Annotated in this window: 12 protein-coding genes; 10 read left to right on the top strand and 2 right to left on the bottom strand. The window is 66.6% G+C overall.

Annotated features, from left to right (window positions below):
• Positions 1-230: 230 nt before the first annotated feature.
• The gene (locus tag ACLJEU_RS25780; protein WP_414661127.1) at positions 231-1,637 is read left to right on the top strand and encodes a DUF1501 domain-containing protein; all 1,407 of its coding nucleotides are present in this window, start codon (positions 231-233) and stop codon (positions 1,635-1,637) included.
• A gap of 298 nt (positions 1,638-1,935) precedes the next feature.
• Here the strand turns inward: ACLJEU_RS25780 and ACLJEU_RS25775 are convergent, their stop codons facing one another.
• A complete protein-coding gene (locus ACLJEU_RS25775) occupies positions 1,936-2,910 on the bottom strand; it encodes a Gfo/Idh/MocA family protein (protein WP_414661128.1) in 975 nt (324 codons plus the stop codon).
• Positions 2,911-3,003: 93 nt separating this feature from the next.
• Here ACLJEU_RS25775 and pdxA point away from each other — a divergent pair, with 93 nt between their 5' ends.
• The 6 genes from pdxA (at position 3,004) to ACLJEU_RS25745 (ending at position 18,331) form a co-directional block, all read left to right on the top strand.
• A complete protein-coding gene (gene pdxA / locus ACLJEU_RS25770; RefSeq protein ID WP_414661129.1) occupies positions 3,004-4,026 on the top strand; it encodes a 4-hydroxythreonine-4-phosphate dehydrogenase PdxA in 1,023 nt (340 codons plus the stop codon).
• On the top strand, positions 4,023-5,051 hold the full coding sequence (locus tag ACLJEU_RS25765) for a LamG domain-containing protein (RefSeq protein WP_414661130.1): 1,029 nt from the start codon (positions 4,023-4,025) through the stop codon (positions 5,049-5,051). Before pdxA ends, ACLJEU_RS25765 begins: the two co-directional genes overlap by 4 nt.
• Complete coding sequence (locus tag ACLJEU_RS25760; RefSeq protein WP_414661131.1) at positions 5,048-6,223, top strand: four-carbon acid sugar kinase family protein; 1,176 nt, start codon at positions 5,048-5,050, stop codon at positions 6,221-6,223. Before ACLJEU_RS25765 ends, ACLJEU_RS25760 begins: the two co-directional genes overlap by 4 nt.
• Before the next feature lie 510 nt (positions 6,224-6,733).
• Positions 6,734-13,120, top strand: a complete 6,387-nt coding sequence (locus ACLJEU_RS25755) for an immunoglobulin domain-containing protein (RefSeq protein WP_414661132.1) — start codon at positions 6,734-6,736, stop codon at positions 13,118-13,120.
• Positions 13,121-13,493: 373 nt separating this feature from the next.
• Positions 13,494-15,566: a carbon starvation CstA family protein gene (locus ACLJEU_RS25750; protein ID WP_414661133.1), complete on the top strand. Its 2,073-nt coding sequence runs from the start codon at positions 13,494-13,496 to the stop codon at positions 15,564-15,566.
• Between the two features lie 224 nt (positions 15,567-15,790).
• Positions 15,791-18,331, top strand: a complete 2,541-nt coding sequence (locus ACLJEU_RS25745; protein ID WP_414661134.1) for a bifunctional YncE family protein/alkaline phosphatase family protein — start codon at positions 15,791-15,793, stop codon at positions 18,329-18,331.
• Between the two features lie 225 nt (positions 18,332-18,556).
• Here ACLJEU_RS25745 and idi read toward each other — a convergent pair whose 3' ends face one another.
• Positions 18,557-19,111 carry an isopentenyl-diphosphate Delta-isomerase gene (gene idi / locus ACLJEU_RS25740; protein WP_414661135.1) on the bottom strand — a complete coding sequence of 185 codons (555 nt, stop codon included), beginning with the start codon at positions 19,109-19,111 and terminating at the stop codon, positions 18,557-18,559.
• A 330-nt stretch (positions 19,112-19,441) separates the two neighbouring features.
• Between idi and ACLJEU_RS25735 the strand changes: the two genes are divergently transcribed.
• The 3 genes from ACLJEU_RS25735 to eboE are packed head-to-tail and all read left to right on the top strand — an operon-like array spanning position 19,442 to position 21,809.
• Positions 19,442-19,783 (top strand): hypothetical protein, encoded by a 342-nt coding sequence (locus tag ACLJEU_RS25735; protein WP_414661136.1) that lies wholly within the window; start codon positions 19,442-19,444, stop codon positions 19,781-19,783.
• Positions 19,784-19,788: 5 nt separating this feature from the next.
• Positions 19,789-20,607, top strand: coding sequence for a TatD family hydrolase (locus ACLJEU_RS25730; RefSeq protein WP_414661137.1), 819 nt, complete (start codon positions 19,789-19,791; stop codon positions 20,605-20,607).
• Positions 20,604-21,809, top strand: coding sequence for a metabolite traffic protein EboE (gene eboE / locus ACLJEU_RS25725; RefSeq protein ID WP_414661138.1), 1,206 nt, complete (start codon positions 20,604-20,606; stop codon positions 21,807-21,809). Before ACLJEU_RS25730 ends, eboE begins: the two co-directional genes overlap by 4 nt.
• Positions 21,810-21,826 lie beyond the last annotated feature (17 nt).

Here is a 21,826-nt window from a genome sequence, read left to right as displayed (position 1 = left end):
CATAGAGCCGGAGCGACGGGGATGGGCTTGGCTCTGTGCTTTTGTGCCTCTGTGGTTCAAACCGGATGGTTCGAAAAGCGTTCAAGCTGAAGAGGCGTATTTTAACTCGATGACAAGGAGCCGGACAGGATGAACCACGAAGACACAAAGGCACAAAGTCGGACGGACGGGGATGGGCTTGGCTTCGTGGCTTTGTGCCTCTGTGGTTTAGCCCGATTGCCCACGCCGCCATGATCACCCGTCGCGAAATGCTCCGCCGCTGTTCGACCGGTTTCGGGCTGATGGCGTTGTCCGGGCTGATGGCGCAGCAATCCTTCGGGGCGATCCGCGCGCCCGGGCCGGAGTTCAAGCCGCGCGCGCGCAACGTGATCTTTCTCTACATGTCGGGCGGCGTGTCGCATCTCGACTCGTTCGATCCGAAGCCGCTGCTGGCGAAACTGGCCGGGCAGCCGATGCCGGTGAAGGTGGAGCGGACGATGTTCAACAAGAACGGCACGATCTTTCCGAGTCCGTTTGAGTTTCAGCGCCACGGCGCGAGCGGGATGCCGATCAGTTCGATGTTTCCGCATATTGCTCGTTCGTGTGCGGACGATCTCGCGGTGATTCGGTCGATGACGTCGAAGGTGAACGAGCACGCACAGGGAAATTATTTTTTCCACACGGGCTTTCCGACGATGGGTCACCCGAGCGCCGGCGCGTGGATCAACTACGGGCTCGGTTCTGCGAACCAGGACCTGCCCGGCTTCGTGGTGCTGCAGAGCGGCAAGGCCACGGCGCCCCATGGGGGCGTCGGTGTTTTCAGCAACGGCTTCCTGCCGGCGCAGCACCAGGCGTCGATTCTCAAGGCCGATGCCGCCGAGGCGGTGGCCAACATCACGCCGCGCGAGCGCGATGCGGTGCAGCGCGGCCGGCTGGATTTTCTGCGCGCCGGTGACGGTGAGTTTTTCCAACGCACGCAGCAGGACGCGCAGGTCGAGGCGGCGGTGAAAAACTACGAGACCGCGTATCGCATGCAGGGCGCCGTGCCGGAGTTGGTCGGAATCTCCGGCGAGACCGAAGCGACGAAGCAGCTCTACGGCATCGACGATCCGCATCCGCAGAAGGCGGCCTATGCGCGGCAGTGTCTGCTCGCGCGGCGGCTGGTCGAGCGGGGCGTGCGTTTCGTCGAGTTGAGTTGTCTCACCGAGGGCATCGGGGCCGGCGGCGCGCCGAATCCGTGGGACCAGCACGGCGATTTGTTCAAGGGTCATGCGGCGATGGCGAACCAGGTTGACCAGCCGATCGCGGCGTTGCTGGTTGATCTCAAGCAGCGCGGCCTGCTCGATGAGACGCTGGTGATTTGGGCGGGCGAATTCGGGCGCACGCCGTTTTCACAGGGCAGCAACGGCCGCGATCATAATCCCTTTGGCTTTTCGATCTGGCTTGCGGGCGGGGGCGTGAAGGGCGGAACGATTCACGGCGCGACGGATGACCTCGGCTACCATGTCGTCGACCAGCCCACGACCGTCTACGATTTGTGGGCCACGGTCCTGCACCTGCTCGGCCTCGATCACACGAATCTCACCTACCTGTCCGGCGGCCGGAACCACCGGCTGACCGACGTCCATGGAAACGTGATACGGCCGATCCTGGCGTAGCGGGAAAGACAGGTGGATCAGGAAGCCGGAAACCCGGAGGGCCAAGACAGGGGACAAATTCAGAAGCCAGGAAACCAGGAGCAGTGGCGGCGGTGGACCCGGCCTGGCCTCCAGGTGGTGGAGTTTTCCGTCTTGTCGTTCCCCTGGCTTCCGAGTGACGGCGTCGTGTTGGGCGAGGACTTCCCCGACAATCATTCGCTTGTGCGCGACTTCGTCCGAAGTCGATTCGGGTAATGTAGCGGGAGCATCTTGCTCCCGTGCGAGTGGGGGAGCTAGAAGCTCCCTCTACTTTCTTCCGCTAAATCATGCCCGCGCTGGCGAGCACGGCTTCGATGACGCGCATGTTGGCCAACGCATCGTCGAGCGGCGTGGGCACGGGCGTGTCGTCGAGGATGGCGCGGGCGAAGAGGTCGCCTTGAATCGAATACTGATCGCAGACCTTGAATGGAATCTCCGTGGTGTTCGGGCCGCGCTGATGCCAGAGGCGCGTCGGTCGATCCGGCGGAGCGTTGAAGGGAATCTCGATTTCGATCCGGCCCTCCGTGCCGAAAATCATCACGCGCTGGAAGCCCGAGAGCTGCGTGGAGCACGTGAATGTCGCGGTGCCGTTCGGAAACTCCATCACGCCCGACGCCAGCCGATCGACGCCGAAGGCCGGATCGTTTTCCGCGAGGCCGAGCACGCGCCGTGGTTCCGCACCGAAGACAAAGCGCGAAAGCGACACGCAGTAGCAGCCGATGTCCATCATCCCGCCGCCGCCGATGTCGCCCTGGTTGCGGATGTTTTTCGGATCGACGTTCCAATACGAGAAATGCGAATGCACCGTCCGGAGCTGCCCGATCTTGCCCTCGGCGATCAGCCGGCGCGTCAGCTGCCACTGCGGGTGATGCCGGTACATGAACGCTTCCATGATCTTCAGCTGCGGAAAACGCCGCGCCGCCTCGATCAGTTGCTGCGCCTCGCCGCTGTTCAGCCCGATCGGTTTTTCGCAGAGCACGTGCTTGCCGGCCTCCAGCGCGCGGATCGACCACGGGACGTGCAGGTGATTCGGCAGCGGAATGTACACGGCGTCGACGCCGGGATCCGCGAGCAACGCCTCGTACGAACCGTGTGCGCGCGGGATCGCGAGGCGTTGCGCGGCGGCCTGGGCCTGCGGGAGATCGCGCGAGGCGATCGCGGCGACGGTGCCGAACTGCGACGCCTGCAGCGCGGGGATCACCTTGTTCACGCCGATCTTCGCCGTGCTCAACACACCCCAGTTGATTTTGCGCATGACCACGGATGTGCCGGTCCGCGGCGGAGGCGGCGAGGAGTTTCTGGTGGCCGGGGAAGCGGCCGTCGTTGATGATCGTGTTCTGGTTTCCTCATGACCGCTCGCCCCACACCCCTTCTCGCGCTGACGCTCGGCGACGCCGCCGGCACCGGCCCTGAGTTGATCACGCGGGCCTGCTGCGATCCCGAGGTGCGCGCCGTGTGCCGGCCCGTGGTGATCGGTGACGCCGCGACGGTCCGGGCGGCACTCGCCATCACGCGCGCGCCGGCGAGGGTGGAGGTCATTGGCCGGCCAGCCGAGGCCAGTGACGATCCCACGGTGATCTCGGTCATCGATCTGGCCAACCTCGACGCCGCGCGCCTCGAGCGTGGCCAGGTGAGCGCGATCACCGGACGCGCGGCGTATGAATCCATCCGGCGCGCGGTCGAACTGACGCTCGACGGCAGCGCGCAGGCGGTCGTGACCTCGGCGATCAACAAGGCGGCGCTGCACGCGGCGGGCTTTCACTATGCCGGGCACACGGAGCTGCTCGCGGAACTGTGTGGCGGGCCGAAAGTGACCATGATGCTCGTGGCGGGGAAACTCCGCGTCTGTCACGTGAGCACGCACGTCTCGCTCGCGCAGGCGATCGCGCGCGTGCGGCCCGAACGGATACTGCAGGTCGTGCAGCTCGCGCACGACGGCCTGCGGCAGATTGGCATCGCGCGACCGCACCTGGCGGTGGCCGGATTGAATCCGCACGCGGGCGAGGGCGGGCTGTTCGGCACGGAGGAGATCGAGTTCATCGTTCCCGCAGTCGACGAGGCGCGGCGGCGCGGCTTTCACGTCAGCGGGCCGTTCGCGGGCGACACGGTGTTCTTTCGCACGCTGCAGGGTGAATTCGACGGCGCGATTGCGATGTATCATGATCAAGGACACGTCGCGGCCAAGATGCTCGGCATCTGGCAGGGCGTGAACGTCACGCTCGGGCTCCCGATCATCCGGACCTCGGTGGAACATGGCACCGATTTCGCCAACGCCGGCCGCGGCACCGGCGATCCGCGCAGTCTGGTGCAGGCGTTGAAACTCGCGGCGACGATGGCAGCGCACCGCGTCGGGCCACCGCGCTCAGCATGAGGGCGGGAGTCGGACACGCCGGGGCGGAAATGGCGGCGGCCGATCGCGGCGGACGGCCCGTGCGCGGAATGCCGGGCTTGCGTGGCGGTAACGGTTCCGTCCGCCGGGGCCGCGGGATTTTCTGCGGGGCGTTGCTGGCGGGCGCGGCGCTGACTGCCCTGCGCGCGGAGACGGTGGCGCTGTGGTTGTTCGACGAGGAGGCCGGCGCGGCGGCGGGTGCGCTGTTGTCCGATGCGGGTCCGGCGGGCCGTTTCCTGAGGTTGGGCCCGCGTGGAACGATCGTACCCGGAAAATTTGGACGGGCGCTGCAGGTAGTGCCGGCTGAACCTCTTTCCGACGCGGGCCCCGCGCGTTTCGCGGCTCGGTCAGTGGCGGGCGACGTCGGACCGGGTGGCCGGCGCTGGGTGAGTCCGACGGCTTCGAAACTGAATTTAGGCGCGCACGATTGGACGCTCGAGGCGTGGGTGCGCCTCGATCCGACGGCGATGGGCGAGGGTGTGATGTTCGAAATCGGCGCCGGTCTGCAGCGTGACGACGCGCTCGTGACGCGTTTCAGCGTGGTGCCGCGCGAGAACGCCTTGGTGTTTGCGGGGCTGGCGGGGGTGGGATCGTCGGCTCAGGCTGCGCTTGCGCGTCGCGTGGAGTTTCCCGATCCCTCCGGCCCGCCGGCGGGCGAGGCGGAGTTGCATCAGACGACGCTGGCGCTGACGGACGCAGCGCTGCCGCGTGACCGGTGGTTTCATGTGGCGCTCGTGCATCGCGTGGCGGCGCGTGAGGTGCGGCTGTTCGTCGACGGTCGGAGCCGGGCCGTGGCGGCGGTGAGCGTGGTGGCGCTGCCGCCTGGCGAACGCGGTTATGTTTCAATCGGCACCGACGCCATCGGCGATCGGCCGTGGCAGGGTGCGCTCGACGAACTGCGGGTGAGCGATGAGGCCCTGTATGGTGCGGACTTCACGCCGCCCGCCTCGTTCGCGACCGGGAATAATCAGGCGCGACGGCCGGCGGTCGGGGCCGATCCGCGATGAACGACTACTTTATTGCGGACGATCTCAGCGGAGCGCTCGATGCGGCGGCGGCGTTTCATCGGAGCGGCGAGGCGGTGACGATTGTACTGTCGCGGGCGGCGTGGACGGCTGCGACGCGGGGGCGCGTCGTGGGCTTCACGACGGAGTCGCGCAACGCGGACCCGGCGACAGCCGCGGCGGCGGTGACAGGGGCGATCGCGCACGGGCGGGCGTTGGGCGGAACGCTGCTCTATAAGAAGATCGACTCCACGCTGCGCGGACCGGTGGCGGCGGAGGTCGCGGCGTTGCAGGCGGCGTGGCCGGGGGCGCGGGTGTTGTTTGCGCCCGCCAATCCCGCGGTGGGCCGCACGGTGCGTGACGGCGTGTTGCACGTGCACGGCGTGCCGGTGGCCGGGACGGAGTTCGGCCGCGATCCGTTGAGCCCGGTCCGCGAAAGCGGGATACGCCGGCTGCTGGGCGCGGCGGCGACGGAGCGCGTAGTGACTCCGGATGTGATCACGCCCGAGGATCTCGTGCGGGCGGTGGCGGCCATGGATGCGATCGGAACGGAGTGGGTGGGCGTCGGATCGGGTGCGCTGGCCCGACCCGTGGCGGAGCGACGGCGGGTGCAACGCGAGCGGGCGGTGTCCGGCAAAGGCGCGGCGGGAGTCGGTGCGACCGTCGTTGCATCGTCCGGAGTTGCCCAGGGTACAGCGGGGCCGGTTCCGGTTCTGATGATTTGCGGCAGTGCGCACGCGGGCAATCGCGGGCAGGCGCAGGTGCTCGCGCAGGAGCGCGGGGTGCCGGCCATTGAACTGCGCCTCGATCAACCGGTGGCGGCGATCGCAGCGGTGCGCGCGGCGCTGCAGGCCGGCGTGGGGGCGTCGGTGCTGATCGAAGAACGCCGCGGAGCGAGTGCGGCGGTCGTGCGGCTGGTGGCGGACGTTGCAACCGCGCTTCTGACTGAGTCGGGGATTGCGCGCGTGTTCGTGACCGGGGGCGAGACGGCGTTCGCGCTCGGTGCGGCGCTTGGCGTGGCCGAGCTTGCGTTTCATGCCGAGGTGGAGCCCGGGCTCAGTCTGTCGTTGGCCGCGTCGTCGCGCTTCCGGGGCTGGTTCGCGATCAAGCCCGGTGGCTTCGGCGATCGTGCGACGTGGGTCCGCGCGTGGGACGCGTTGCAGGCTGTGCGGTGAGGCGGTGAGTCGTCGCGAACTTGCGATGAGGGCTGCGCTGTAATCGGGGAAATGTCCGCGTGCCCGTCCGGAGTGTTGGGGAAATTTCCGTGCTCGCGTGACGCGTGCGCGCAGACCGCGCAAGGGGCCGTTCTCCTCTGGAAAACTGGTGCGAACGCCGTCCGGATCCGCGCTGGCATGCACGCTGCGAGAGGACGCGCGTGCCCAATCCCTGTCGCGCGTTGTCATGTCATGTCGCCTCTGGTCGACGCTTTCGAAGCACGCATCCGTTGCGAATGGCGGATATCAGCGCGCTGATTGTCATCATCTGCGACTTTTGCCGCGTACTCGCGTCTTGCCCTCACCCGCCGAACCTCGGCAGGTTGTCCGTGTCCGCGTTGATTCTGCGTTTGGTTCGTTTCTCCTGATTTCGTTCGATCCCCAAATTATATGAAGAGCATCCCTGTTAATTCCGAGCCCCGGGTCAGTCGTTGGTCACGGCGAGTCGCTGCGGCCTTTGCGTGTGCGATTATGCCGCTGGCGGCGGTGGCTCAGACGGTCGGAATCGCAACCTACGCCGGTCAGGCGGGCAGTGCCGCGCTGACCAATGCCACTGGAACAGCGGCGCGGTTCAGCTCGCCGAACCAGATCGCCAGCGATGGCACGAACCTCTTCGTCGCGGACACGGCCAACAACGCCATCCGTCAAATCGTCATTTCCACCGGCGTGGTCTCGACGTTTGCCTCCGGACTGAGCGCGCCGACCGGAGTGGCGGTCGACGCCGGTGGCAACGTGTATGTCTCCGACACCGGCAACAATGTCATCAAGCGTTACAATTCGGGCGGCACGCTGACGCTGACGATCGGCACCGGCACCGCGGGGAGTCTCAATTCGACCCTGTTGCTTTCCACCTTCCACAGCCCGCAGGGCATCGCGGTCAAGAGTGACGGTTCGTTCATCTACGTGGCAGACTCGGGTATCAGCAGCCTGAATATTCGCCGTATCGATGTGTCCAACACCATCGTCACGACCCTCGCCACGATGACCAAGCCCTGGGGCCTCGCGCTCAACTCGGCCGGCACCACGCTCTACGTCACAGACCGTGATACCGGCACGGTCAGCAGCATCGCCAATCCCCAGTCGAGCGGCACACTCGTGGCGCTCACCGGCACGTATACCAATCCGAGCGCCGTCACCGTCGACAGTGCGGGCGATGTGTACGTCACCGATACCGGCAACCAGACGATCAAGAAGATCTCGGGCGTGACGGTCACGACGATCGCCGGCTCGTCTGGCGCCATTGGCGTCGCGGACGGCCTGGGCGCGAATGCGCGGTTCAATGGGCCGGCCGGCATCGTGGCGACCGGAGTCAATTCCCTGTTCATCGCCGATACCGGTAGCCACACGATTCGGCGCGCGACGCCGACGACGGCCCCGGCGATCACGAGCGCGAACAACGCGACCTTCACGCTCAACTCCGCGGGCACGTTCACCGTCGTGGCGTCCGGTTCCCCGGCCCCGACGTTCAGCATTACGACCGGCTCGCTGCCGAGCGGTGTCACGCTGAACGCCACCACGGGCGTGATTGCGGGAACCCCCACGGCCAGCGGCACCTTCGTTGTCACCGTGCAGGCCAGCAATGGCGTCGGTTCTGCCGCCACGCAGTCGTTCACTTTGACGGTTAACCAGGCGCCGGTGTTCACCAGCGCGAACAGCACGACCTTCACGAACAACACGCCCGGGACCTTTACGCTGACGGCGAGCGGCTCGCCGGCGCCGACTTTCGGCTACGTCAGCGGCACTTTTCCGCCGTTCGCCTCGCTGTTGAATGGTGTCATCAGCGGTACCCCAAATGGCCAGGCCACGTATGTCTTCGTGCTGTCCGCGACCAATACGTCGGGCACTGTCACGCAGACCTTCACCCTGACGGTGGGACCGGCGTCCAGCGCCCCGGTCATCAGCGCGCAACCGCAGTCGCAGACCTTGTCGGCCGGCGTCACCTCGACGAGCTTCAGCGTCACCGCCACCGGCACCCCGGCGATCACCAGCTACCAGTGGGAGCGCCAGGCGGGCGGCGTGGGCAGTTTCGTGACGTTGTCCAATGGGACGATCGGCACGACCACGTTTAGCGGTGCGACGACGGCCACGTTGAGTCTCACGGGCGTCACGCCGTCGTTGAACGCTGACGTCTACCGCGTGATCATCGGCAACGGCACGACGCCGACCACCAGCTCGGGTGCCATTCTGACGGTTCAAGGCACTTTCCCGTCCATCACGCTTTCGCCCTCGAGCGCGACCCTGGACATCGGTGTGACGGCGACCTTCAACGGCTCGGCCAGCGGCAATCCGACACCGACGGTGCGCTGGCAGCGCCAGGCGGCGAACACGATTGGGTTCTTCGATATCTCGGAGATCTTCCCGTACTCCGGCACGACGTCCGGAAGTTTGACCGTGTCGGGTGTCACCACCGGGATGAATGGCGACCAGTTCCAGCTGGTGGCCACGAACGTATACGGCAGTGCCACCACCGCGGTGGCGACCCTGGCCATCAATTCGCTGGTCCCGCTGTTCACGGTTTCGCCGCAGGGCACGACGGTGAACATCGGGCAGAACGCATCCTTTACTGCGACGGCGGTCGGTACGCCGACACCTTCCCTGCGCTGGCAGCGCCAGCCGGCGGGCTCGTTCTCCGGCTTCTTCGATCTCAATGACGACGGCGTTTATTTCGGCACCACCGGAAACACCCTCACCATCATCAATTCGAGCGTCGCGATGAACGGCGACCAGTTCCGGGTCGTGGCCAGCAACACCAATGGCACCACCCCGAGCTCGGCCGCCACGCTGACCGTCAGCACGACGGCTCCGACGATCACGCTCAATCCGAGCAATGTCACCGCCAACGTGGGCCAGAGCATCACGTTCACGGGCAATGCGACCGGCGTCCCCGCTCCCACCTACCGGTGGCAGCGGCAGCCGAGTGGCACCTCCGGCTTCGTCGATTTGACGGATGACGGCATCTATAGCGGCACCACCTCCGTGACTCTCACGGTGCCCGTGGTCTCGGCTGGCATGACCGGTGACGTGTTCCGCCTCGTGGCGAGCAACGCGGGCGGCACGACGCCGTCCAGCGTCGCCATCCTTACGGTCAACCTGGGCACGACCATCACGACGTTTGCCGGTCTCGCGAACTTCGCGGGCGCGACGGACGGAGTGGGCTCGGCCGCCCGGTTCAACACCCCGACGGCCATCGTCAGCGACGCGTCCGGAAACCTGGTGATTGCCGACACCGGCAACAGCATCATCCGGCGGATGACGGGTGCGGGTGTGGTCACGACGGCGGCGGGGTTGTCGGGCTTCCGGGGTTCCGTGGACGGCACGGGCTCCGAGGCGCGCTTCAATTCGCCCGGCGGCGTGGCGGTGGACAGCATCGGCAACATTTTCGTCGCTGATACCTTCAGTCACACCATTCGCGTCATTTCCTCGGCGGGCGTCGTCACCACGCTCGCGGGTTCGCCGAGTGCCAGTGGCGGCGTGGACGGCGTCGGCAACGCCGCGCGGTTCTTCCTCCCGACGGGTGTGGCGCTCGACACCGCCGGCAACCTGTATGTCGCCGACACGAACAACCACGCCATCCGCCGTATTTCCACGGGCGGTACGGTGGTCACCTTCGCGGGCTCGCTCGGAACGGCCGGGTATGTTGACAGCAACAATCCGTTGCAGGCCCGATTCAACGCGCCCAACGCCATCGCGGTCGACTCCAGCAACAACGTCTATGTCGCCGATTCGCAGAACAACGTGATCCGCAAGATCTCGGTGTTTGGCGTGGTTTCCACGCTGGCGGGCAATCTCAACGGCTTCCCCGGGACCGCTGACGGCGCGGGCACGCTCGCTTCGTTCAACCGGCCTTCCGGCATCTCCGTGGATAGCGCCGGCAACGTTTATGTCGCCGACTCCAACAGCAACACGATCCGCCGCGTGACGTCCGCTGGCGAAGTGACGACGCTCGCCGGCCTGGCCGGGATCTCGGGTTCCGCTGATGGCGCGGGCAACACGGCGCGCTTCAGCCGGCCCTTCGGTGTGGTCATGGATGTGAACGGCAATCTCTGGGTTTCCGATACCGGCAATCACACGATCCGCCGCAGCGGCACCTCGACGCCTCCCTCCATCACGACCCAGCCGGCCAGCAAGGCGGCCGGCATCGGCCAGAATACGACCTTTACCGTCGTGGCCACGGGCACGCCGTCGCCGACCAGTTACCAATGGCAGCGCCAGCCGGCGTTCACGTTCGGCTTTGTCAATCTGCCGCCTGACACGACGTACAGCGGGGTCAACACGGCGACCCTGACCATTACGAATGTCACCACGGCCATGCAGGGTGACCAGTTCCGCGTGGTGGTGGCCAACGGTGTCAGTCCCGCCGCAACCTCCGAAGCGGCGACGCTCACCGTCGGCATTCCGGCAGTCTTCACGAGCTTGCCGACGGCCACGTTCAAGGCCGCCGAGCCCAACAGCTTCACGGTGGTGGCAACGAGCGCGACCACTGTCACCTACACCGCAACGGGACTTCCGTCGTGGGCGTTGCTCAACAGCTCCACGGGCGTCCTGAGCGGCATTCCGCCGGACAATGTCGGCACCCCGTTTACGATCACCTTGATCGCCAACAACGGCGTTCCGGCCACGCAGACGTTCCTGCTGAACGTCCTGCCCCCGAACCTTCCTCCGACCATCACGACGCAGCCGGTTGCAGTCGTCCTCGACCAGGGTCAGACGGCGGCCTTTAGCGTCACGGCTGGTGGCACGCCGCCGTTCACCTACCAGTGGCGCCGCAACGGCATCGCCATTGCCGGCGCGACCAGTTCGACGCTCTCGCTGACGAACATCATCGGGACGAGCGCAGGCACGTACAGTGCCGTGGTCACCAACGCGGCCGGCACGGTCACCTCCGCCGGGGCCAGCCTCGTGGTGAATACCATTCCCACCATCACTTCGCAGCCGCATGCCCAGGTCGCCGTTCTCGGTGGCAGTGCGACGTTCGACGTCGCGGTCTCGGGCGGTGCCAGCTTCACCTACCAGTGGCGGAAGAACGGCGTGGCCATCGCCGGCGCCAACGCCGCCAGTCTCACCGTGAACAACGTGACTGCCGCCGATGCGGGTAACTTCGACGTGCTGGTCTCGAACACCATCGGCAGCACCACGAGCTCGATGGCGCAGCTGACCACGGTCACCGCCGCCACCGCGCCGGTCATCACCGCTCAGCCGTCCGCGCGGTCGGCCCTCGCCGGCACCTCGGCCACCTTCTCGGTCGCCGCCCTGGGCGCCCCGGCTCCCGCCTACCAGTGGCGGAAGAACGGCGCCCCGATCGCGGGTGCGAACCTGTCCACCCTCACGCTCGGCAGCGTGCAGGCGGGCGACGCCGCCAACTACGACGTCGTCGTCAGCAACTCCGCTGGCAACGTCACGTCGTCGATCGCCGGACTCACGATCCTGTCCCGCAGCTACGCCGGCGTCTACTTCGGCAACTTCGGCGGCGGCCTGGGCACCTTTGCCCTCTTCGTGCGCGACGATAACACCGGCGTCTTCCTGGGTTATCTGCCGGCTTCGACCGCGCCGGTCCTGAGCCTGGGCTTCACGATCGGAAACACGGGCCAGTTCACGTTCAACCAGGGCGCCATCCTCGGTGGTACCGCCAGCGGTGACGAACCCGCACGTGCGGCCGCCCTCTCGCCGGTCACCCTTAGCGGCACGATTGCCAATGACGGTGCGGTGACCGGTTCCATCGTCGGTGGGGCCAACGCCACCATTTCCGGGACGCGTTCCGCCGACACCGGCGTGACGCAGGTGGCCGCCGGCTTCTATTCCGCCGGCGCCGGCACGGGCTCCGGAACGGTCTATGCCATCGCCAACGCGAATGGTCAGGTGTTCATGGTCACCCAGGCCGGTTCCGCCTCGGATGGCGGCGTTGGCAGCATCAATGCCGCCGGCCAAGTGAGCGTGCTGACCAATCGCTCGATCATCAACGCCACCGTCAACGCGTCGGCCGGCCTCATCTCCGGCAACTCGTCGGGCGGCGTCACGGGCACGTTCACCGGTGGCTCCGATGCGGCCGTGGCACTCCAACGCCTCGTCAACATCTCGTCGCGTGCCCGGGTCGGGACCGCCGACGCCGTGGCCATCGCCGGCTTCGTCATCTCGGGCACCGAGTCCAAGCCGGTGTTGATTCGCGCGGTTGGGCCGACGCTCGGCGCCGCGCCGTTCAACGTCACCGGTGCGCTCGCGGCCCCGCGGCTTGAGCTGTTCCGCGGTGCGACATCGATCGGCACCAACGCCGGCATCGGCACGAATCGCACCGCCATCGACGCGGCCGGTCAACGCGCCGGTGCGTTCGCCCTCGGCACCGCCGGCACGGATGCCGCCATCCTGACGACGCTCGCGCCCGGCAACTACACCGCGGTGGTCAGCAGTGCCACCACGGCCACGGGCGTCGCCTTGGTTGAAGTGTACGACCTGTCCGCCGCCGCCGCCGGCCAGAAGTTGTTGAACATCTCCACCCGCGCCTCGGCGGGCACGGCCGAGAACACCCTGATCGCCGGCTTCGTGGTGCCTCCGGGCACCTCGAAACGCGTGGTGATCCGCGGCGTGGGTCCCGGTCTCGCACCGTTCGGTGTCACGGGTGTGCTGGCTCAACCCACGCTCACGCTGCTCTCGGGTAGCACGACGGTGGCGACCAACACCAACTGGACAACGTCGCCGGACGCCGCGGCGATTACGGCCGCCTCCGCCCAGGTCGGTGCGTTTGGCCTCTCGAACAACGATTCGGCCCTCATCGCGACGCTCGCCCCCGGCAACTACACCGCGCAGGTCACCGGACCGGGCACGGCGACGGGTATCGCGCTCATCGAAGTGTACGAACTGCCGTAAGGCGCGGCGGAACGTAGCCGTCGGGTAATCTCAAGCCCGGGCCGCAAGGCCCGGGCTTTTTTTCGTCCGCTCGACGCCTTCGCGTCCCTGGGGCCGCGGACGCCCTCGTCCGCTCCGAACGATCCAGGCGCGACACCCGCGCTCCCGGCTGCAACGCCCGATCATACCCATCGCTCTTTGCCTTTGGACTTCTGGATCGATCGTGGCTACGAGCGCCAGCGAGTGGCCGAACGACCACTCGCTGGCGCTCGTAGCCACGGCTAAAGTCCAAAGGCAGAGAGCGATTGGTATCAGACCCCGCACCCAAAAACACCCCTTCGGTGCGCTTGCACCGTGCGCGGGGGGCAACCAACTTACCGCATCCCTTGACCCCATGAGCACTGCTGCTGCCGCTCCCGCCCCCCTCAAACCGCTGCGCATCGTCGGCTGGAGCCTTGTGGCTCTGGTGGGTGCCGTCTCCATCGGCATTCTGGCGTGGTCCCGCGGCGAACACGTCAACGCGCTGTGGATGGTCGTCGCCTCGATCTGCGTCTTCGCGATCGGCTACCGGTTTCACTCGGCCTGGCTGATGGCCAAGGTCCTGACGCTCGATGATCTTCGCGCCACGCCGGCCGAGACGCATGGCGACGGCCGCGACTTCGTGAAAACGAACAAGTGGGTCGTGTTCGGCCATCACTTCGCCGCCATCGCCGGTCCCGGCCCGCTCGTCGGTCCCGTGCTCGCGGCCCAATTCGGCTACCTGCCCGGCATGTTGTGGATGTTGGTGGGCGCGACGCTCGGCGGCGCGGTGCACGACTCGGTGATTCTGTTCTGCTCCACGCGCCGGCGCGGAAAATCTCTCGGCCAGATGGTGCGCGACGAAGTCGGACCGTTCGCCGGTGGCGTCGCCCTGGTGAGCATTGTCGCCATCATGACGATTCTGCTCGCGGTGCTCGCTCTCGTGGTGGTGAAGGCGCTCGCGGAGAGTCCGTGGGGCTTGTTCACGATTGCGGCGACGATGCCCATCGCGCTCGTGATGGGCTTTGCGATGAAGGGCGCGGGCCACTCCGGCAAGGCGCTCGCATGGATCAGCGCGTTCGGCGTGATCGCGTTGCTCGCCGCGGTGTGGGCCGGGCAATTCCTGAAAGGCACGGAACTGGAACACTGGCTCACGTTGAAGGGCACGACGATCGCGTGGTGGATCATGGGCTACGGCTTCCTCGCGTCGGTGCTGCCGGTGTGGCTGCTCCTCGCGCCGCGCGACTATCTCAGCACGTTCATGAAAATCGGCACCGTGATGGCGCTGGGCGTGGCGGTGATCGTGCTCGCGCCGGATTTGAAGATGCCGGCGCTGACGAAGTTCATCGACGGCAGCGGCCCGGTGTTCGCGGGCCCGGTGTTTCCCTTCGTTTTCATCACGATCGCCTGCGCGGCGATCTCCGGTTTCCACTCGCTGATCTCGTCGGGCACGACGCCCAAACTCATCGCCCGCGAGTCGCATATTCGCATCGTCGGCTACGGCGCGATGGTGACCGAGATGTGCGTCGGCATCATGGCACTGATCGCGGCCTGCGCGATGGAGCCCGGCCAGTATTTCGCCATCAACATGGCGGGCACGCCCGAAGCCGTGACGGCCAAGGTCACCGCGCTCGGTTTTCCCGTCACGCCGCTCGAGATGCAGGCGCTGGCCGACAGCGTGGGCGAGAAGACGATGGTGGGCCGCACCGGTGGCGCGCCGACGTTTGCCGTCGGCATGGCGCACATGTTTGCCGGCGTCGTCGGCAGCAAGGCGGCGCTCGCGCTCTGGTATCACTTCGCGATCATGTTCGAGGCGCTCTTCATCCTCACGACGATCGACGCCGGCACGCGGGTGGGGCGGTTCCTGGTGCAGGATCTTCTGGGCGCGGCGTGGAAGCCGCTGGGCGACACGCGTTCCGCGGCGGGCGGCATCCTCGCGACGGCGCTCTTCGTCGGCGCGTGGGGCTGGTTCCTCTATCAGGGCGTGGTCGATCCGCTCGGCGGCATCAATTCGCTCTGGCCGATCTTCGGCATCGCGAACCAGCTGCTCGCCGTGCTGGCCCTCGCGCTCGGCACGACCGTCCTCATCAAGATGGGTCGCGTGAAATACGTCTGGGTCACCGTGGCGCCGCTGTGCTGGCTGCTGTGCGTGACGATGACCGCGGGCCTGATGAAAATCTTCAGTCCGGCGCCGCTCGGTTTCCTCGATATCGCCCGCGGCTTCGCGGCGAAGATCGAGAAGGGCGGCACGCCCGCGGAATTGAAGCTGTGGAGCGCGCAGTTGCTCAACAACCGCGTCGACGTCGCTGTGACCGCGGTCTTCCTGATTCTCGTCACCATCGTGGTCATCGCGAGCGCGCGCATCTGGTGGCAGCTGCTCTCCGGCAAACGCTCCGCACCCCTGCGCGAGGAACCGTACGTGGCCGTGGCCGCGTCCGAGTCGGCCTGAGCCGGGCCGGCAGAAGACCTCCCGCGAATCACGCCAATGGATGCGAATTTCTGAGGTAAACACCATTTGCCCTCAGGTATCACTTTCCTCTCATTCGCGTCCATTGGCGTGATTCGCGGGCAACTGAATTGTCCAGGCTGAGCAGTCCGGTTCCGCACGAGGTCGCCGATTCGTGACGCATCCGTGGCTCGCCGCGGGGACCGTTATCCGCTCATCCTCGCGGCATGAGGTTTCCCCTGCGCAGCCTGCTCATCGCGACCCTGGTGTTGCCCGCGTTGGTGGCGGCCACGAAACCGCCGGCCGCGTTGCCGGGTGTGCAGCGCGACGGCTCGGTGTTGCTGCCCAACCAATGGTCGCTGCGACCGGTGGGGAAACAGCTCCCGGTCGGTGATTTTCCCGTCAACGTCGCGCTCCATCCCGGCGGTGTATTCGCCGCGGTGATTCACAGCGGCTGGGGTCCGCACGAGGTGCGCATCCTCGACGTGAAGAACGGGCGCCCCGTGTCGCAGGTTGCCCTCGAGGAAACCTTCTACGGCCTCGCGTGGTCGCCCGACGGCAAGACGCTTTTCGCCAGCGGCGGCAGCCAGGAAGTGGTGTACGTGTTTGCGTTCAAGGACGGCTTGCTCGCGGCGCCGCGCGAACTCGCGTTGCGCCCCGGCAAGGAACAGGGCGTGCCGGCCGGGCTCGCCGTTTCAGCCGACGGTCGCGCCCTCTATGTCACCGAAACGCTCGGCCAGCGCATCGGCAAAATCGCCGTCGACGACGGCCGCTGGCTCTGGACGCGCTCACTCGCGGCGGCCAGTGCGACGGCGACCACCGAGCACGAGGGCGCACGCGTCAAGCCGTCCGCCGATCCGGACGCACCGTTTCCCTACACGTGTCTGCCCGATGAAAAACACGGCCGCGTGTACGTGAGTCTGTGGGCGAAGGCCGCGGTGCTCGTGTTGCATGCGGACACCGGCGCCGAACTCGCGCGCTGGAACGTCGGTTCGCATCCGAACGAGATGGTGCTCGGCACGGACGGTCGGCTCTTCGTGGCCGAGTCGAATTTGAATGCGGTGAGTGTGATCGACACGGCCACCGGCCGGATCACCGAGACGCTGACGGCGTCGCTGTATCCGAATTCCCCACCCGGCTCGATGCCCAACAGCCTCGCGCTCTCGCCGGATGGCGAACTGCTGTTCGTCGCGAACGCCAACAACAACAACGTCGCGGTGTTCGACGTCGAGACGGTCGGCAAGGCGCGGTCGCTGGGCTTCATCCCGGTCGGCTGGTTTCCCACCAGTGTGCGCCTCGCGCGCGACGGCCGCACGCTCGTCGTGGCGAATGGCAAGGGTCTGGCATCGGATGCGAATCCGCGCGGCCCCTCGCCCGGCCGGACGATGCCGCGCACCCTGCAGGAATACATTGGCGGTCTCATGCAGGGCACCGTGTCGTTGATTGAACTCCCGGTGGAAAAGAAGCGCGCGGAGCAATTCGGCGCGTGGACGAAGACTGCCTACACCTGCAGTCCGCTTGATGCCGCGGCCGGCGTGCGCGGTCTCGCGGCGCGGCCCGCGGGCAACCCGATTCCCGCCAGCGTCGGCGAGCCGTCGCCGATCAAGCACGTGATCTACATCATTCGCGAGAACCGCACCTACGATCAGGTCTTCGGCGACCTTCCCGAGGGCAACGGCGACCCGCGGCTGTGTTTGTTTCCCGAGCGGATCACGCCGAACGCCCACGCGCTCGCGCGGGAGTTCGTGCTGTTGGATAACTTCTACGCCGACGGCGAGGTCAGTGCGGACGGCCATGAATGGACCATGGGTGCGCAGGCGACCGACTTCGTGGAGAAAATCTGGCCGCTCAGCTACGGGCACAACGCGCGCAAGAAATACGACTACCCGGCCGAGGGCCATTATCCGGTCGCGTTTCCCGCCAATGGTTACCTGTGGAACCGCGCGGCCGAGGCCGGCGTGAGTTACCGCAGCTACGGCGAGTTTTGCGACACGCCGAAAAAAGGGCCGATCCTCGCCGAACCGTCGCTGCCGATTCTCGTCGGTCACATCGATCCCTATTACAAAGCGTGGGATCTCGACTATTCCGACGTGAAACGCGCCGAGCGCTTCATCGCGGAACTGCGCCGCTTCGAAACCGAAGGCGGCATGCCGCGACTGCAGGTGCTCCGGCTGGGCAACGATCACACCTCTGGCGCGAAGGCCGGCAGTTGGACGCCCACGGCAATGGTGGCGGAAAACGATCGCGCGCTCGGGCTGCTCGTCGAGGCCGTGTCACGATCGAAGTTCTGGGCCGACACCGCGATCTTCGTCCTCGAGGACGATGCGCAGAACGGCCCGGACCACGTCGACGCCCACCGCATGCCCGCTCTGGCGATCAGCGCATGGACGAAGCGCCGCTCGGTCGACTCCACGCTTTATTCGACCACCAGCATGCTGCGCACGATGGAACTCATTCTCGGTTTGCAGCCGATGTCGCAGTTCGACGCCGCGGCGATGCCGTTGTGGGCGTCGTTCACGGACCGGCAGGATCTGACGCCCTTCACCGCGCGTCCTGCCCAGGTCGATACGGATGAACGCAACCAGAAGCTCGCGTGGGGCGGACGCGAGTCGGAGAAGATGGATTTTTCGGCGCCCGATCGGGCCGACGACATCAAGCTCAACGAAATCGTCTGGCGCAGCGTGCGCGGCGTGAACTCGCCGATGCCCGCGCCCGTGCGCGCGGCGTTCTACAAGTCGCACCAGAAGGACGACGACGACAAACGTTGATGTGGGAGCGCATGCGCCGTCGTCCTTGCTCCGGGAGCGCAGGCGTCCCGCCTGCATCGAGTGTGACATCGATCGCCCGTTGCCTTTTCACGTCGTCGGCAGGGTGGCTACGAGCGCCAGCGAGTGGCGGTTCGTCCACTCGCTGGCGCTCGTAGCCACGTCACAGTAAGAAGCAAAGCTGTCTGCCCTGCGGAGGCCTTCGCGGACGGGCTGCACTCCCAGCGCTCAGCGCCGCCACGACCTGCGTTCGACGCCCACTTCGCGGCGAATCGCGGCGAAGTGATTCTTGAGGTAATAGCGCAGCCAGTACGCGTAACGCTGCGGGCGGCGGCCGATGTCGGCCTTGAGTTCGACGAGACTCAGTTGCGCCACCGCGGCGACTTCGTCGGGGTTGAGCGCGAGGCGCGCCGGCATGCGGCCGAAGTAGACGTAGACGATTTCGTTTTCGATCAGCCCGTTGGGCAGCGCGGTGCAGTAGCGCGCGCGAAAGCCGAAGCGCAGCGGGACGGACGCGCCCAGTTCCTCGTGCAGACGGCGGCGGGCGGCGCGCGCGGTGCGTTCGCCGGGACGCGGGTGGCCGCAGCACGAGTTGGCCCAGAGTCCGCCGGAGTGGTACTTCGCGAGACTCCGCCGCTGCACCAGCAGGCGGCCCGTGTCGTCCACCAGGAAAATGGAAAACGCCCGGTGCAACAGACCCTGCCGGTGCACAGCCCACTTTTCCGCGCGGCCCACGGCGCGGTTCTGCTCGTTGACGAGGATCAGGTATTCGGGCTTGGGCATGACAGCGGCTGGGGCGAGACGAAGGGACGGCGCGAAAGGTGCGAGGCGAAAATCACCACCGGCTGAGAAGGACGGAGTTGCCCGCGAATCACGCCAATGGACGCGAATCACAGCAATGAAGGTGAGTCACCGCGGTGGTCCTGGATCCCGGTTGTTACCTTTGCCTTGAATTCGCGCCGATTCGCGTGATTCGCGGGAGATCGTCTTCACGGTCACCGTAGTGGAACGGAGGGCGCGACCCCGCCTGCCGCGTTGATTTCCATCGCCAGTGATGTTTAGTTGCTTTGTCGCTCGTGCGTCCGTTTGAGTTTTCGACCCGCTTCACCTCCCGTGCCCAAGACCCGCCCCAAACGTCCGTCCACTCGTTCGCCGGCCCCTACCGCGGTGAAGGCCGTCGTGGATCATGGCTTCATTCCCGTACGGGCCAAATTGATCGAGGTGGCGGCGTTTTTCGATCGGGTCGAACGTCACGCCGTGGCGGATGATTTTCGCTGCGCTGCGCTGCGCGAGGCGGCGAAGCTGCTGGTCGACGGCAAGCCCGAGCGCGCCCGCCGGATCCTCGAGAGTCTCAGTGATCCGACGACGGAGCCTGAGGCGATCTCGAGCGGCAAGGCCGCGCTGGGTGCGTGGCAACGCCCGGTGGCCGCGGCGATTTTCCGCCGCAAACGATAACTCCCATGCGTTACATCGAGCCCCACGGTCACATGGTCAGCCGTACGACCGACGACTATCAGGCGATGGTCACGGCCGGTTGCGTGGCGGTGTGCGAGCCGGCGTTCTGGGCCGGGTTCGACCGCGGCTCGGTGTCGGGCTTCCGCGATTACTACCGGCAGCTGACCGAATACGAGCCGGCCCGCGCGGCAAAGTTTCTCCTGCCGCATTTCAGCTGGCTGTGTCTCAACCCGAAGGAGTCCGAGGATCTGGGCCTGGCCCGCGATGTCCTCGCGCTGATTCCGGAATTTCTGGATCGCCCGAATGTGCTGGGTATCGGCGAAATCGGCCTGAATCGGAACACGCGCAACGAGATGAACGTGCTCGAGCAGCACATCGATCTCGCGGTGAAATTCGAACAGCTGATCCTCGTCCACACGCCGCACCTCGAGGACAAGCTGAAGGGCACGAATCTCATTCTCGACGTCCTGAAATCGCATCCGGGCGTGAAACCCGAGCGAGTGATCATCGATCACGTCGAAGAGCACACGATTCAGCGCGTGCTCGATCGCGGGTTCTGGGCGGGCATCACGCTTTATCCCGACTCGAAGTCGTCGCCGCCGCGCGCGGTCGACATGCTGGAAATTTGCGGACGCGAGCGCATCTGGATGAATTCCGCGTGCGACTGGGGCGTCAGCGATCCGCTGGCGGTGCCGAAGACCGCGCTCGAAATGCGCCGGCGCGGGCACAGCGTGGATTTTGTCGATTCGGTGCTGTACCGGAATCCGCACCGGTTCCTGTCGCAGTGTCCGAAGTTCAAGGTGGGCGACTCTGCCGGGGGATGAAGCTCAACCACGGCCTCCAACTCGCCTACTGCACGAACGTCCACCGCGGGGAAACCTGGGCGGAGACCTTCGCCGCGCTCGAACGCCACACGCTGCCGGTCCGCCGCCGCGTTGCGCCGGGCCGCACCTACGCGATCGGCCTGCGCCTCGGCCAGCGCGCCGCCGCGGAACTCGCCCAGCGCGACACGCTGCTCGCGTTTCAACGCTGGCTCGAACGCCACGACTGCACCGTTTTCACGATCAACGGCTTTCCGTACGGCAGCTTTCACGGGACGCGCGTGAAGGAACAGGTGTACGCGCCCGACTGGTCGACGCCGGAACGCACCGCTTACACGCTGCAACTGTTCGAGCTGCTCGTGCAACTGCAGCCGCCGGGCGCCGCGGGCAGCGTCAGCACGGTGCCGGGATCGTTCAAGGGTTTCGTCGCCGCCGAACCGGCGCGCCGCGCCGCGATTTTCCGCCAACTGTCCGTCTGCGGCCGCGCGATTGCCGACCTCGCGGCGAAATCGGGCCGCGATTTGCACCTCGGCCTCGAGCCCGAGCCGTGCTGCCTGATCGAAACGAGTGAGGAGACCGTCAGGTTCTTCGACGACTGGCGAAACAGCGATCCGGCGGCGGCGGCGCTGCTGCCGTATGTGGGCGTCAACTACGACTGCTGTCACCTCGGCGTCGAATTCGAATCGGCCACCGTCGCGCTCGATCGCCTTGCCGCGGCGGGCCTGCGGCTGAGCAAACTGCATCTGAGTTCGGCGTTGCGCGTGCGGCCTGACGCCGCGGGTCGCAAAGCCCTCGAGGCGTTTGTCGAGCCGGTGTATTTGCACCAGGTGGTGGTCGGCAGCGGCAATACCGTGCGCCGGCGTTACGTGGATCTGCCGGACGCGCTGGCCGATCCGACGCCTTCACTACCCGACGACGAGTGGCGCGTGCATTTTCATGTGCCGCTGCATGCGGCGCCCGGCGCGCCGTTTGGCGACACGCGCGATCATCTCATGGCGGCGCTCGACTGGCTGCAGGCGCGGCCGGCCGCGTGTGCGCATCTCGAGATGGAGACGTACACGTGGGAGGTGTTGCCGACGCCGCTGCGGATCCCAATCGAGGATCAGCTCGTGCGCGAATATGCGTGGACGCTCGATGCGCTCGCGTCGCGCGGGCTCGCCGATCGGGCGCTGGCCGAGGCGTGTGCGCGGGAGGCCGGGGTGTGAGGTGTTGGATCCGGGAG

This window comes from Terrisphaera buseokensis (genome assembly GCF_047521145.2).
Taxonomy (GTDB): domain Bacteria; phylum Verrucomicrobiota; class Verrucomicrobiia; order Opitutales; family Opitutaceae; genus ER46.
This window is presented reverse-complemented; position numbering and strand designations above follow the sequence as displayed.